We start from the raw sequence: 13,213 nt of genomic DNA on the forward strand, positions 1-13,213 counted from the left end.
CCGCGACCGCCCCCACGCCTGAGACCCCGGCGTCCGGTACGGCCGAGGTGCTGATGGTCGGCACGTCCCTCACCGCGGGCTACGGGCTGGATGATCCCAACGACGCCTATCCCTCCGTCATGCAACGGATGGCGGACTCCGCGGGTTACAGGATCGCGATCCAGAATGCGGGCCTGAGCGGCGAAACCTCCGCTGGCGCGCTCCGGCGCATCGACTGGCTGCTGCGAAATCCCTACGCGGTCGTCGTCATCGAGACCGGGGCCAACGATGGCCTGAGGGGTCTCGACATCGATTCCACGCGAGCAAACCTGCGCGCCATCATCCGCCACGTGCGCGAGCGCCTGCCCAGCGCACAGGTCGCCCTCGTGCAGATGGAGGCACCTCCCAACCTGGGCGAGGCGTACACCCGCCGTTTTCACGAGAGCTTTGAACTGGTTGCCCGTGAGGAGCAAGCGACCTTGCTGCCATTCCTGCTGGACGGGATCGCGGGCGTTGCCAGCCTCAATCAGCGCGATGGGATCCACCCCAACCCCGCTGGGGCGAAGGTGGTCGCCGGCAACGTGTGGCGTGGCCTGCAGCCTCTCCTGGCCGCCTGGAAGCCCTCGGGTCGCTCGTAACTGCATCGGGGTCTCCCGTACTGCGTCGGGTCTTCCGCAAGTGCTGTCCGCCTGCGGAACCTCGCGAGGCGCCTCAGGGAAACCTCTCGACACGCCTCCCACGTATCCGGCCCGCGGGCGTGCTCGAATCGACGGAAGCGGCCTCACTCGAGTCGGTCACGATCGTCACACTCGCGTCGACACGGACGAAGGGATCACGGATCGCAGCTGCGCGATCTTCACGCCCGCGCCGACGATCGCAGAGTCGCGCCAGTCATGATGCTGCTGACCCGCGCTCCCGCCCCGGGGCGAGGGCACACGGCGATCGGCGGCCGGTCGGCCAGGCCCCGGTAGCTGGGTCAGGCCACTACCCGGTAGAGGGCCAAACTCACCCGCTACCCAATACCCCGGGCCCTTCACAGCAGGCTTGCTGCTGCATAAGTTGCATGGCTGCAAAACTTTACCGCTTTCCGACTGACCAATGGCTGTTCCCGCGACCCAGATTCGAAAAGGCATGGTGATCGTCTTCGAAGGCGATCCCTGCCGCGTGATCGACTTCCGCCATCACACACCCGGCAATCTGCGTGCGATGGTGCAGACCAAGATGAGGAACCTCCGGAACGGCTCGAACTTCGAGCATCGCTTCCGCGCCGACGACGCGATCGAAAAGGCGTCCATGGAGACGCACGAGCTGCAGTTCCTCTACTCGGGCGGCGACACGTACCACTTCATGAACACCGAGAACTTCGACCAGATCGAGATGGACGCCGAGGCCCTGGGGGACAATGCCCAGTGGATGGTGCCCAACATGCAGATCCTGGCCGAGTACTATGACGGCCGCCCGATCGGGATCGAACTGCCGCAGTACCTCGTGTTCGAGATCGTGGACACGTCCCCGGTCATGAAGACCGCGACCAAGACGTCCTCCTACAAGCCGGCCAGGCTGGAGAACGGCGTGACGATCAACGTGCCCGAGTTCATCGCATCCGGCGAGCGCGTCCGTGTGAATCCGAGCACGGGCGAGTATCTCGATCGCGCGAAGGACTGAAGACGGCTGGGGTTCGATTGGGCCCGCGACGGCGCCGATCAACTGATCGGCGCCGCTTTCGTTCGCCCCCTGCCGAGCTTGCGGCCCCCTGGAGCCGGCGAACAGGCCACATCGCCATGGTGGCGTGACGCCGAGCACCGCAGCGGCACGACGTGGCCCAGGGCAGGGGGAAGGTAGCCCCCGACTATCCGATCGCCCCATGGCTCGCCAGAATGAGGCAACGCCTCGCTCGATGGCGTTCGTCGTTGTCCCCCACCTGACCGTCATGCGTGCATCCCTCTTGGTTGCCCTCGCGTTCGCCGCGCCCCTCGGCGCGCAGCAGGCACCGACGTCAGCGCCGCGCCGGATCGCGGTGCGCGCCGCCCATCTCATCGACCCCAAAGCGGGACAGCGGGTCGACGATGCCGTCGTGCTCATTGACGGCGACACGATCGTTGCGGCGGGCGCAAAGCTCGCCATCCCGAGCGGCTACCGGGTGATCGACCTCGGTTCGGCCACGCTGCTCCCTGGCCTGATCGACGTCCATACACACCTGACGAGCACGCGAACCGACTACTACGAGGGGTTGTTCCGCCGCTCGCCGATCGACATCGCCGTCACCGCGCACCTGAATGCGCGCCGGACGCTCGAAGCCGGATTCACCTCGGTTCGTGACGTCGCGGCCCCGGAGTACGTGGACGTCGCGCTGCGAAATGCCATCGATCGCGGTGACATCCCCGGCCCGCGGATGGCGGTGGCCTCACGGGCGCTCTCGGCCACCGGTGGCCACGGCGATCTCAACGGCTTCTCGCCGTACCTCGCGATCAGGTCGTCGGGCGGGACCGTCGACGGCATCGACGAGATCCGCAAGCGCATTCGCGAGAACGTCAAGTACGGCGCGAACCTCATCAAGTTCTCCGCCGGCGCGGGTGTGCTCTCCGAGGAGGAATCGGTGGGAGCGCCCCAGTTCTCGCAGGAGGAGATGAACGCGCTCGTCGCCGAGGCAAAGATGTGGGACAAGCGGGTCGCAGCACACGCCCACGGCGCCGAGGCGATCCGCATGGCGATCAAGGCGGGCGCAAACAGCATTGAACACGCGGGCCTGATCGACGAGGAAGGTGTGCGGCTCGCGCTCGAGCACGGCACCTACCTGGTCCCCGACATTCTCACCGACGAGTGGATCCTCTCGGAAGGGAAGGCGATGGGGCTGCCAGACAAGATCATCGAGAAGGAGCGCACGCTCCGCGTGAACCAGAACGCCAACTGGGGACGCGCGATCAGGGCCGGCGTCAGGTTCGCCTTCGGCACCGATGCCGGCGTGTACCCGCACGGGCTCAACGCGCGCCAGTTCCGCTATCTCAAACAGTTGCCGCTGACGAGCATGCAGATGATCCAGATGGCGACGGTCAACGCGGCGGACCTCATGGGATGGGGAAAGAAGGTCGGCCTCCTCGCGCCGGGACACTTTGCCGATCTCATCGCCGTGCCCGGCGATCCACTCGCCGATGTCACGGAACTCGAGCGGGTGAACTTCGTCATGAAAGGCGGCGAGGTGGTGCGCGGAAAGGGGAACCCGGTCCTGCCCTGAGGCCGGGGCCCGGCCTAACGCGGCCAGCGCGCCGCCGGATCGAACTCCAGCACCTTGACGGTCGGCAACGCATCGCGGCTCACCACACGTCCACCCTTGATCACCTGGTGGATCCGCCGAAGGTTGCCGACATCGCGCAGTGGGTCGTCGTCGACGACCAGCAGGTCGGCCACTTTGCCGACCTCGATCGTCCCCAGCGAATCGGCCAGTCCGTAGGCTTCGGCGCCGTGGCGCGTGGCGGCGACGATGATGTCCATCGGACGCGCGCCCGCCTGTTGCAGGCCTTCCATGACCTCGAAATGCCGCCGACCCATGCGTCCCCAGACCACGGGTCCGAGCTCGGCGGCCTCCGGTCCCTGGTCGGTGCCGATCACGAACTTCACGCCGCTGGCAATCCATCGTTGGAGCAGGACGCGGCGCGCCTCGAACGCTTCGCGCGTGCTGCCGCGCTGACGCCCCTGGATCACCGCGCCCAGGTGCGGGTCGCGGCGCGTGTCATCAGCGGTCCACGATTCATAGACCGCCTGTTGCGCATCGTGAGGCACGGCGAGCGGCGCTGAGTAGATGCCGAGTCTCCGAATCTCCGCGAGCAGCGAGTCGAGCATCGCGAGCTGCGCCGGTGTCGACGGAGGTACGCTCATCACGTTCGGGTGCTGGAGCAACTGCGGGTGCACGGCCACGGCCTCGCGCAGGCTTTCGAGCGAAAACGTGTGCGTCTGGAAGTGCTTGCCGGCCTGCCGCGTCGCGTTTCGCATCGCCGCCAGTGCGGCGGACGAGAACATCAACGGTTCGACCGGCCCGATGCCGTGCGCGCTGACCGCCACCTTGAGAAAGTCGGGACCCTGCCCGAGGTACGTCGCGATCGCGCGACCCGCTTCGGTGGCCGTCATGCCGAGGAGTTCAGGACCGGCCCCGGCCTCCCACATCGCGTTGATGCGTGCCTGGATGATCGGGTGGACCCAGCCGCCGTAGCGCAGGTCGGTGCCACGGAGGTCGTATGTGCCCATGAAATACGGGCTGAACGGCCCGCCGAGCCCCGCGATGTTGCCGGCCACCAGCACACGCGCGGCCTCGACGCTGCCGTTCGAGATTCGGCGACGTGCTTCGAGCAGCGGGCCAAGTGGCCCCCACGAGTCCATGACCGTGGTCAGCCCGAACTTGAGCGCGATCTGCGCGCCCTGCACGGCGATGTCAGAAAAGCGCTCTTCGTACTTCACGTAGAACTCGGGCGTGATCATCAGCACGAGATGCACGTTCGCGTCGATCATCCCCGGGAGGATGAAGCGCCCGCGCGCATCGACTTCGCGCGTACCCACGGGCAGGCGCGTCGACGCACGAGGGCCCACCGCGCGAATGTGCCGTCCCTCCACGAGCACCACGGCATCGGTGACCGCTGCGCCTCCGGTTGCCGGAATCACCGTGCCGCCGACCAGAGCCCAACGATCCGGCGCCTGAGCAGCGAACACGCGTGGAAGCAGCGTGAGCAGGGCGGTGAACGCGAGCACCGCCAACGCGTTTCGGCGGCGGGCGGCGGGAAGGAATGGTGCGGGCATGGAGGCGAACCTGCGCCGCGCGCAGCATCGGTACAAGTCCGCGGGTCACCGACGAGGGATCCTTCGGAGGGGAGGGCCCTCCGCACCGAGGCCGGCAGGTACCCTGGGCTCGTGTGCTGTTCAGGTCGGCTGCACCTCTGGACGCGTCTCCCTGAAGTCGTAAGATCACCGCTCCGCGAGGTCACCAGCCTTTCGCTCCCAAACACCAGGGAAATCGCACCATGGAAAACGATGACGCGCCGGTAGGAAGAGTCTTGTCGCGGCGGGAAGTGCTCACGCTCTTCGGCATCGGAGGAGCCGGCCTGCTTGGTGTTCGCGCCCTCAACGCCGAGGCAATCGCCGCCGCGCCGCGCACCGCTCCGGGGTGGCTCCCCGCGTGCGTCGTGCGGCCCGAGCAGATGGAAGGGCCCTACTTCGTCGACGAGAAGCTCAACCGCACCGACATCCGCGCCGACCCGACCGATGGCTCGGTGCGCCAGGGGACGCCCCTCGACGTTGAGCTGCGCCTGACGAAGGTGGTCGCGGGCAACTGCATGCCGCTGGTAGGTGCGACCGTCGACCTGTGGCAGTGCGATGCCGTTGGCGTCTACTCGGACGTCGTCGACTTCCAGGGCAAGTTCGACACGCGGGGCAAGAAGTTCCTGCGTGGGCTGCAGGTATCGGACGCCACGGGTCTCGTGCGCTTCCACACGATCTATCCCGGCTGGTACGAAGGCCGTGCCGTTCACCTGCACGTGAAGGTGAGGACGCCGGTCGAAGGCGGCAAACACCACGACTTCACGTCGCAGCTCTATTTCGACGAAGCGCACACCGAAGCGGTGTATGCGCGCGCGCCGTATTCGGCGAAGCGCACCGGATGGCTGCGCAACGCCCAGGACGACATCTTCAGGAGCGGAGGCACCAGTCTGCTCCTCGACCTGTCCCGCAAGGGCAACGGCTACGTCGGGAAGTTTGACCTCGGTGTTGACCTCACGGCCTGATCCCGGCGCGCCTGGCGGGAAGTGCGCCGGGCGCGTACCGAGGGTGTCGACCTGACGGCCTGACCCCGGAGGCGCCTGGCGGGAACACCGCCGAGCGCGAACCGAGGTGTCGATCTCAGGGTCCGGTCTCGGAGGCGCCTGGCGGGAACATCGTCAGGCGCGTTCCGCCGAGCGCGGCCGGTCAGCAGTGATCAGAAGTCGCCGTCGCGCACATAGGCGTGGCTCCACAGGGTCACCTGCAGGAGGCAGGACTTCACCCACGCCGCGTACATCCGATCGACTTCGTCCGCGGTGCGCCCCTGGCCCGCGAGGAACGGCTTGAGCGTGACGGTCACCGGGAAGATCAACAGGAAGAGATCTCGGAACGGCACGATGGCGCTCGACGCCGCCCCATCGGTGCGGTTCTTCTTCGTGCGGTGGTGCCGCAGTCCGATCTCGTGCTGGTAGTCGAGCCATGCCTGGTCGTATTCGGCGCGTGCGGTGTCGAGGATCCACTGCCCGAATCTTCGCCGGACGCCGCCCAGGTACGCACTCAGCGGCTGGCCATCGGTGGTGCCGGTGAACGAGGCCAGCAGGTGCGGGTTCGAGCCCACGAATCCGTACCACACATCGAGGATCGCTTCGACCTGGTCCTTCACGATATCGTGCGACCGCCGGAGCGCGGCTACGTCGTCGCCGGTGAAGAGGACGCTCTTCTTCATGAGCTCGAAGTCGGAAAGCGTCACCGGGGACCGAGCAAGGGCACCGGTGCCCAACGTGTATCCTGGAATGCGGACGGCGTCGCTCAAGGCATCTCCTGCGCAAGTGTCGGGTGATGGGGCGCCTTGTGCGCCCGTGCTCCGCCGAACGTATGTTGGTCGGGACACGTCGTCAGGAACGCACTTTTCGGTAAGGTGGAGCAGATGATCCAGCGTGATACCCGGTTCGATGGACCCGCGGCGGTGGTGCAGCGACAACCCGTTCCCGTCGCCGCGATGGTCGAGAACATCGTCGGATGCAAGTGGTCGGTGCGGCTGCTGCAATTGTGCGCCGAAGGCCATCACCGACCCAGCGCCTTCCTGCGCGCCTGCGAAGGTCTGTCGACCAAGGTGATGAACGAGCGGCTGCAGAAGATGATTCGCTTCGGGATCCTCGAGCGTCGTGCATTCGGCGAGAAGCCTCCCATCGAGGTGGAGTATCGCTTCACGCCCTTCGGCAACCGTTTCATGGGGATCCTCGAAGAAGTGCGAAGACTGCAGGCCGCGGTCGACGACGGCGTGCCCGGCGTCCTCGAGCAGACGAGCGACGCGTCCCTCGGCCCTCGGCTGCCTGCGCCATGAGGTGGAACTCGTCAGGCCTGGCGATCGACGACGCGGACGGTCGACTGCATCCGGTGGCTTTCCTCGATGCGGTGCTGCGTGGCGTTGGTCAGGTCATGCTGCAGAACAACAGCTTCACCGGACTGATCTTTCTGGCCGGTATCTCCTGGCACTCGGTGCTCTACGGCCTGGCGACGCTCATCGGCGCAGCCGTTGGCACGGCGACCGCTGTGTTGCTTGACGCCGATCGCAGCGACGTGCGCGCCGGCCTCTTTGGCTTCAACGGCGCTCTGGTCGGCGTCGCGCTGGTCGTTTTCCTCGAACCGAATGTCCTGACGTGGATCTGCGTGGTGCTCGGTGCCGCGTGCAGCACGGTGGCCATGGCCGCCTTGCTCCAACTGTTTGCAGCATCCCGACTGCCCGCGCTGACCGCGCCGTTCGTGGTCACCACCCTGTGTTTCGTTCTCGCGGCGTCCCGATTCGCCGCGGTGCTGGCCACTGACGCACGTCCGATCGCCGGGCTTCCCGGTGCGGCGACAGTCGAAGGCGTCGTCAGCACGTCGACCGTGGCCCACGGGCTCGCGTCAGGTGTCGCGCAGGTCTTCCTGCAGGACAACGTCATCACCGGCGCACTGTTCGCCCTCGGCCTCCTCGTCAGCTCGAGCGTCGCGTGTCTTGCCGCTCTCGCTGGTTCCCTCGCCGGGCTGCTCCTCGGCTGGGCACTCGGCGCCGGTGAGCCCGCGCTTCGCAGCGGTGCGCTCGGCTTCAACGGCGTGCTCACGGCCATCGCACTGTCGGCCGCGTACGCACCGAGCGTGACATCGCTCGCGTACGTCGCAACCGCCGTGGCCCTCGCGACCGTGCTCTCGGCCACGCTCTCTGCGGCGCTGCAGCCGATGGGCGTACCGGCGCTGACGGCGCCATTCGTGCTCGTCGTGTGGGTGTTCGTGGCGGCGGCGCCCCGGTTCTCTCGGCTGCTTTGACTTGACGCGTAAGCTATCGCTTACATATTGCAGTCATGGCGACTGCGCCCGCCCGACCCGATCTGGTTTTCGCTGCCATCAGTCATCCCGCGCGTCGCGAGATGCTGGACCGGCTCACGCGGGGGGAGCGCTCGGTGACCGACATCGCCGCACACTTCGACATGAGCCGACCCGCCGTCTCGCAGCACTTGCGCTTGCTGCTCGATGCGGGACTGGTCGCCGAGCGGCGGCAGGGTCGCGAGCGTCGTTACCGGCTGGTCGCCGAGCGACTGGCGCCCGTCCGTGATTGGATCGCCACCTACAGCGCGTTCTGGGTGGAACGCGGCCGACGCCTCGAACGCCTTCTGGAGACCATGGACCCATGACATCCGCCGACCCCAGGGCCCAGGCAACCGCGCAGACCCTTGTCGTGGAGTTCGACCTCGCGCACGCGCCAGCGAAGGTTTGGCGTGCGCTGACCGAGCCCGAACTCCTCGCCGAGTGGTTGCTTCCGGCCCTCGACTTCCGGCTCGAGCCCGGAGCTGCGTTCATGTTCCGCACGCAGCCGTACCCAGGCTGGGACGGCACCGTAAACTGTCGGGTGCTCGAGATCGAGCCGCAGCGGAAGCTCAGCTACACGTGGACGGTGCCGTTTCTGGAGACCGTGGTGACGTTCATCCTCGCGCCGAGCAATGCGGGCACGCATCTGACCATCGTGCAGTCCGGCTTCACCGCGACTCAGAAGCGGGAGTTCGGTGGCGCGCGTTACGGCTGGAACATGATGGGCGGGAAGCTGGTCGACCTGCTGAGGCGGCTCCCGTGAGCCCACTCGTCGCGGGCGCCCGCGCCGGCGTGCGCCATGACGTGATCCGTGTGCAGGGCGCGCGGGAGAACAACCTCAGGAACGTCAGCGTGGAGATTCCCAAGCATCGGCTGACCGTGTTCACCGGCGTCTCCGGCTCCGGCAAGTCGTCGTTGGTGTTCAGCACGATCGCCGCCGAATCCCAGCGCCTGATCAACGAGACGTACAGCGCGTTCCTGCAGGGATTCATGCCTTCGCTCGGCCGGCCGGACGTGGACGTGCTCGAAGGTCTTACGACCGCGATCATCGTCGATCAGGAGCGAATGGGCCCCAACGCGCGCTCGACGGTCGGCACGGTGACCGACACCAATGCCTTGCTGCGCGTGCTGTTCAGTCGCATCGGCAAACCGCACATCGGGTCCCCCAATGCCTTCGCGTTCAACGTGCCGACGGTCAGCGGGGTCGGGCGCCTCACGGTGGAGAAGGGGGAGGGGAAATCAGAGAAGAAGACCTTCACGATCGCGGGGGGCATGTGCCCGCGATGTGAGGGCATGGGTTCGGTCAACGACATCGATCTCACGCAGCTGTTCGACGAGGGGAAGTCGCTCAACGAAGGTGCGATCACCGTGCCGGGGTACACCGCGGACGGCTGGGGCGTGCGCATGTTCATCGCCGCCGGCATCGATCCTGACACGCCGATCCGCACGTTCAGTCGCAAGGCGCGGGAGCAGTTCCTGTATCAGAAGGCCACGAAGGTGAAGGTCGCCGGCGCCAACCTCACGCACGAGGGGCTCGTCCCGCGCATCCAGAAGTCGTTTCTTTCAAAGGACGTCGACGCGCTGCAACCGCACATCCGCGCGTTCGTCGATCGGGCGGTGACCTTCACGCGGTGTCCGGACTGTGCGGGGACGCGACTCAATGCCGCCGCACGCTCGTCGGAGGTCAACGGCCGCAACATCGCCGAGGTGTGCAGGATGCAGGTCAACGACCTCGCGGAGTGGGTGCGCGGTATCCATGAGCCGTCCGTGGCGCCGCTCCTCGCCTCGCTCCGGCACACACTCGACTCGTTCGTCGAGATCGGACTGGGCTACCTCAGCCTCGATCGCCCGTCGGGCACGCTGTCGGGCGGCGAGGCTCAACGGACGAAGATGGTGCGGCACCTCGGCTCGTCGCTGACCGATGTCACCTATGTGTTCGATGAGCCAACCATCGGGCTGCATCCGCACGACATCCGGCGCATGAACGAGCTGCTGTTGCGCCTGCGGGACAAGGGCAACACGGTCCTCGTGGTCGAGCACAAGCCGGAGATGATCGCCATTGCCGACCATGTCGTTGACCTCGGGCCGGGCGCGGGAGCGGCGGGGGGGAGCATCGCGTTCGAGGGATCGCTCGACGGCCTCAGGGCGAGCTGCACGCTCACCGGTCGTCACCTGAGCGATCGGGCGTCCCTCAAGACCGCGACGCGCACGGCGACCGGGGTGATGAAGGTCCGGGGTGCGAAGACCAACAACCTCAAGAACGTCGACGTGGACATCCCGTTAGGCGTGCTGGTGGTGGTTACCGGCGTCGCCGGGTCTGGCAAGAGTTCGCTGATCCATGGGGCGGTGAGTTCGCGCGAAGGTGTCGTGACGATCGACCAGGCGGCCATCCACGGGTCGCGCCGCAGCAACCCGGCCACCTACACCGACCTGCTCGAACCGATACGCAAGGCATTTGCGAAGGCCAACCACGTGAAGCCGGCGCTCTTCAGCGCCAACTCCGAGGGTGCCTGCCCGGCGTGCAACGGAGCCGGCGTGATCTACACCGACCTCGGGATGATGTCGGGCGTGACGACGGTCTGCGAGGAATGCGAAGGGCGGCGATTCCAGGCGGCGGTGCTGAAGTATCGGCTCGGTGGCCGGAACATCGCGGACGTGCTCGATCTCTCCGTCGATGAAGCCTCGGTATTCTTTGGCGGTGGCGCCGCGGCCCTCCCGGCCGCACACGCCATCGTGCAGCGGATGGCCGACGTGGGCCTGGGGTACCTGCGTCTCGGGCAACCGCTCACCACGCTGTCGGGCGGCGAGCGGCAGCGGCTCAAGCTGGCGACGCATATGGCGGAGTCGGGCGGCGTGTATGTGCTGGACGAGCCGACGACCGGCCTGCATCTGGCTGACCTGAAGCAACTGCTCGGGCTGCTTGACCGGCTGGTGGACGCCGGAAAGTCGGTGATCGTGATCGAGCACCATCAGTCGGTGATGGCGCATGCCGATTGGATCATCGACCTCGGTCCTGGCGCGGGCCATGACGGTGGTCGCGTGGTGTTCGAGGGGACGCCGGCCAAACTCGTCGCTGCCCGATCGACGATCACCGGCGAGCACCTCGCCGAGTATGTGGGTGGGGGCGTGGGCATGGCGGGACAAATCACAGAAACCACCCGCCGGCGTGGGCGGGGGAGGTTCGCATGACCTGGAGCAAGGGTGTGCGGCAGTTCCATCGCTGGGTGTCGATCGCGTTCACGGTGACCGTCATCGCCAACTTCGCCTTCAGGATCCGAGGCGAGCCGCCGGCCTGGGTCACCTATTCACCGCTGTTCCCGTTGGCGCTCCTGGTGTTCTCGGGGCTCTACCTGTTCGTGCTGCCGTACCGTTCGGCACGTCGTCCGGATGGCCGGGCGGGAGCCGTGTCGTCGTGAAGCGCGTCGTCGGCGCCGGGACGCTCGCGCTGGTGGCGCTCGCCCATGGCGAGTCCAATGCGACCGGGCGCGCGCGGTGGAGCTGCGCGGACTCTCTGGCTGTGGCAATTGAACCGCGCGCGCCCGTTCCGGGTGCACTCTTCCGCGTCCTGGTCGAGCAGACGGAGGCGTTGGGGGTTCGGCCGGAAGGCGAGGTGGCTGGGCAGCCGCTGCATTTCGTGCCGAGAGGTGGAGGGGCTGTTTCGTTCGCCGCGTTGCCGATCGATGCGGAGTCCAGCAGCGTGACCCTCCGTGTTCGCTGCATGCCTGGCGAGCAGACCGACACGGTGCGAGTGCGCGTGGTGCCGGCGCGGACGAGCTATCCAGTGGAGCGGCTTCGCGTCTCGCCGGCATTTTCCCGTGCACCAGATTCGGCGCTCGCGTCGCGGATTCGACGGGAGTCGGATCGTGCGCGCCAGGTCGCGGAGGCCTCCCACGCCACGCCGGCGCTCTGGGAGGGGGCGTGGCGTCTGCCTCGGGCGTCGCGCATAACGAGTGGTTTTGGCCGCGGACGGGAGTTCAACGGCACCATCACCTCGCGCCACATGGGGACCGACTTCGCCGGGGCGACCGGCGCCGCGGTGCGGGCAGTCAATCGTGGGGTCGTGCGGATCGTGGACCGGTTCTATTACGGCGGGAACGTGGTGTATGTGGACCACGGAAGCGGCCTCACCAGCGCGTATCTTCACCTCTCGCGTCAGGATGTGGCCGTGGGTGACACCGTGGCTCGTGGGGCGATCCTTGGCGCCGTGGGAGCGACCGGCCGCGTGACCGGTCCGCACCTCCACCTGATCGTTCGCTACGGGACGGTCACCGTGAACCCGATGTCCCTCTTCGCGCTGGCGGGGGACTCCCTGGCGCGGCGCGCGGCTGCGCGGGGGACGGGAGTCGGCACCGGCACGGGCGCGGGGCGCGGGGCCCAGCGTTGATAACGTCCGGGGCGGTGATTAAACTCTCCCCGTTGGGTGCCCGATCTGCGGCGAGCGCAAGCTCGCCGCTGTCGTCTCCGCGCCTGCGGTTTCGCTGGTGGCTGTAGCTCAACTGGTTAGAGCACCGGACTGTGGCTCCGGGGGTTGGGGGTTCAAGTCCCCTCAGTCACCCCTTTTCTCGTGGGACCGTCGCGACCTGCTTCGTTTGCTCGGGGGGCGGTGCCGGTTCCCGCGGGTGGGTGTAGGTCAGTAGCTCAATTGGTAGAGCACCGGTCTCCAAAACCGGCGGTTGGGGGTTCGAGTCCCTCCTGGCCTGTCGCAGGACGTTCGTACGCTGGCCGGTGTATATGTTTGTGCGCGGTTGAGGTGGACGGGGCGCTCAATTACTTTGCAAGGCTTCGGGTTACGGGGGCCTGCTGGTGTGCGATGGGCGATGGTGGTGGGAACGGCCAGGAGCAATCGCTCGGCGAGTGCGACAGGAAAGGAAACGGTGATAACGCCTCTGCTTCGCTCGAGGCGGGTACGACCAGGAGCAATCGCTCAGCGATTGCGACAGCAAATGAAACGGTGATAACGCCTCTGCTTCGCTCGAGGCGGGTACGACCAGGAGCAATCGCTCGGCGATTGCGACAGGAAATGAAACGGTGATAACGCCTCTGCTTCGCCAGAGGCGAAGCAGAGGCGGTATCGTCTAGGGGACTAGGACACAGCCCTCTCAAGGCTGGAACACGGGTTCGAATCCCGTTACCGCTATGTATGGTGCAG

13 protein-coding genes and 3 tRNA genes are annotated in these 13,213 nt (G+C 66.9%); 14 read left to right on the forward strand and 2 right to left on the reverse strand.

The features are described 5' to 3' along the window. The first annotated feature begins 53 nt into the window (after nt 1-53). From IT361_12475 to IT361_12485, 3 genes are all read left to right on the forward strand, one after another. Nucleotides 54-617: an arylesterase gene (locus tag IT361_12475; GenBank protein ID MCC6318494.1), complete on the forward strand. Its 564-nt coding sequence runs from the start codon at nt 54-56 to the stop codon at nt 615-617. Nucleotides 618-1,077: 460 nt separating this feature from the next. Beyond that, a complete protein-coding gene (gene efp, locus IT361_12480; GenBank protein MCC6318495.1) occupies nt 1,078-1,644 on the forward strand; it encodes an elongation factor P in 567 nt (188 codons plus the stop codon). Between the two features lie 232 nt (nt 1,645-1,876). Next, nucleotides 1,877-3,211 (forward strand): amidohydrolase family protein, encoded by a 1,335-nt coding sequence (locus IT361_12485; protein ID MCC6318496.1) that lies wholly within the window; start codon nt 1,877-1,879, stop codon nt 3,209-3,211. Between the two features lie 14 nt (nt 3,212-3,225). On the opposite strand, the gene IT361_12490 is transcribed toward IT361_12485, so the two are convergent. Further along, nucleotides 3,226-4,764, reverse strand: coding sequence for an amidohydrolase family protein (locus IT361_12490; GenBank protein ID MCC6318497.1), 1,539 nt, complete (start codon nt 4,762-4,764; stop codon nt 3,226-3,228). A 221-nt stretch (nt 4,765-4,985) separates the two neighbouring features. Here IT361_12490 and IT361_12495 point away from each other — a divergent pair, with 221 nt between their 5' ends. After that, a complete protein-coding gene (locus IT361_12495; protein MCC6318498.1) occupies nt 4,986-5,744 on the forward strand; it encodes a twin-arginine translocation pathway signal protein in 759 nt (252 codons plus the stop codon). Nucleotides 5,745-5,935: 191 nt separating this feature from the next. Here the strand turns inward: IT361_12495 and IT361_12500 are convergent, their stop codons facing one another. Next, the gene (locus IT361_12500) at nt 5,936-6,445 is read right to left on the reverse strand and encodes a protogloblin ApPgb (protein MCC6318499.1); all 510 of its coding nucleotides are present in this window, start codon (nt 6,443-6,445) and stop codon (nt 5,936-5,938) included. A gap of 201 nt (nt 6,446-6,646) precedes the next feature. On the opposite strand from IT361_12500, the gene IT361_12505 reads away from it, so the two are divergent. From IT361_12505 to IT361_12550, 10 genes are all read left to right on the forward strand, one after another. Further along, nucleotides 6,647-7,063 (forward strand): winged helix-turn-helix transcriptional regulator, encoded by a 417-nt coding sequence (locus tag IT361_12505; GenBank protein MCC6318500.1) that lies wholly within the window; start codon nt 6,647-6,649, stop codon nt 7,061-7,063. After that, the gene (locus IT361_12510; GenBank protein MCC6318501.1) at nt 7,060-8,025 is read left to right on the forward strand and encodes an urea transporter; all 966 of its coding nucleotides are present in this window, start codon (nt 7,060-7,062) and stop codon (nt 8,023-8,025) included. Before IT361_12505 ends, IT361_12510 begins: the two co-directional genes overlap by 4 nt. A gap of 35 nt (nt 8,026-8,060) precedes the next feature. After that, nucleotides 8,061-8,390, forward strand: a complete 330-nt coding sequence (locus IT361_12515; protein ID MCC6318502.1) for a transcriptional regulator — start codon at nt 8,061-8,063, stop codon at nt 8,388-8,390. Further along, on the forward strand, nt 8,387-8,827 hold the full coding sequence (locus IT361_12520; GenBank protein MCC6318503.1) for an SRPBCC domain-containing protein: 441 nt from the start codon (nt 8,387-8,389) through the stop codon (nt 8,825-8,827). The genes IT361_12515 and IT361_12520 overlap by 4 nt, the downstream gene beginning before the upstream one ends. After that, on the forward strand, nt 8,824-11,253 hold the full coding sequence (locus tag IT361_12525; GenBank protein MCC6318504.1) for an excinuclease ABC subunit UvrA: 2,430 nt from the start codon (nt 8,824-8,826) through the stop codon (nt 11,251-11,253). The genes IT361_12520 and IT361_12525 overlap by 4 nt, the downstream gene beginning before the upstream one ends. Further along, nucleotides 11,250-11,480, forward strand: a complete 231-nt coding sequence (locus IT361_12530) for a hypothetical protein (protein ID MCC6318505.1) — start codon at nt 11,250-11,252, stop codon at nt 11,478-11,480. The genes IT361_12525 and IT361_12530 overlap by 4 nt, the downstream gene beginning before the upstream one ends. Next, nucleotides 11,477-12,448 carry a M23 family metallopeptidase gene (locus tag IT361_12535; protein MCC6318506.1) on the forward strand — a complete coding sequence of 324 codons (972 nt, stop codon included), beginning with the start codon at nt 11,477-11,479 and terminating at the stop codon, nt 12,446-12,448. Before IT361_12530 ends, IT361_12535 begins: the two co-directional genes overlap by 4 nt. A gap of 97 nt (nt 12,449-12,545) precedes the next feature. Further along, nucleotides 12,546-12,619 (forward strand) — tRNA-His (locus IT361_12540). A gap of 72 nt (nt 12,620-12,691) precedes the next feature. Next, a tRNA-Trp gene (locus IT361_12545) sits at nt 12,692-12,764 on the forward strand. Between the two features lie 364 nt (nt 12,765-13,128). Then, nucleotides 13,129-13,201 (forward strand) — tRNA-Glu (locus IT361_12550). The last annotated feature ends 12 nt before the right edge of the window (nt 13,202-13,213 follow it).

Source organism: Gemmatimonadaceae bacterium, assembly GCA_020846935.1.
In the GTDB taxonomy this organism is placed as follows: domain Bacteria; phylum Gemmatimonadota; class Gemmatimonadetes; order Gemmatimonadales; family Gemmatimonadaceae; genus RBC101.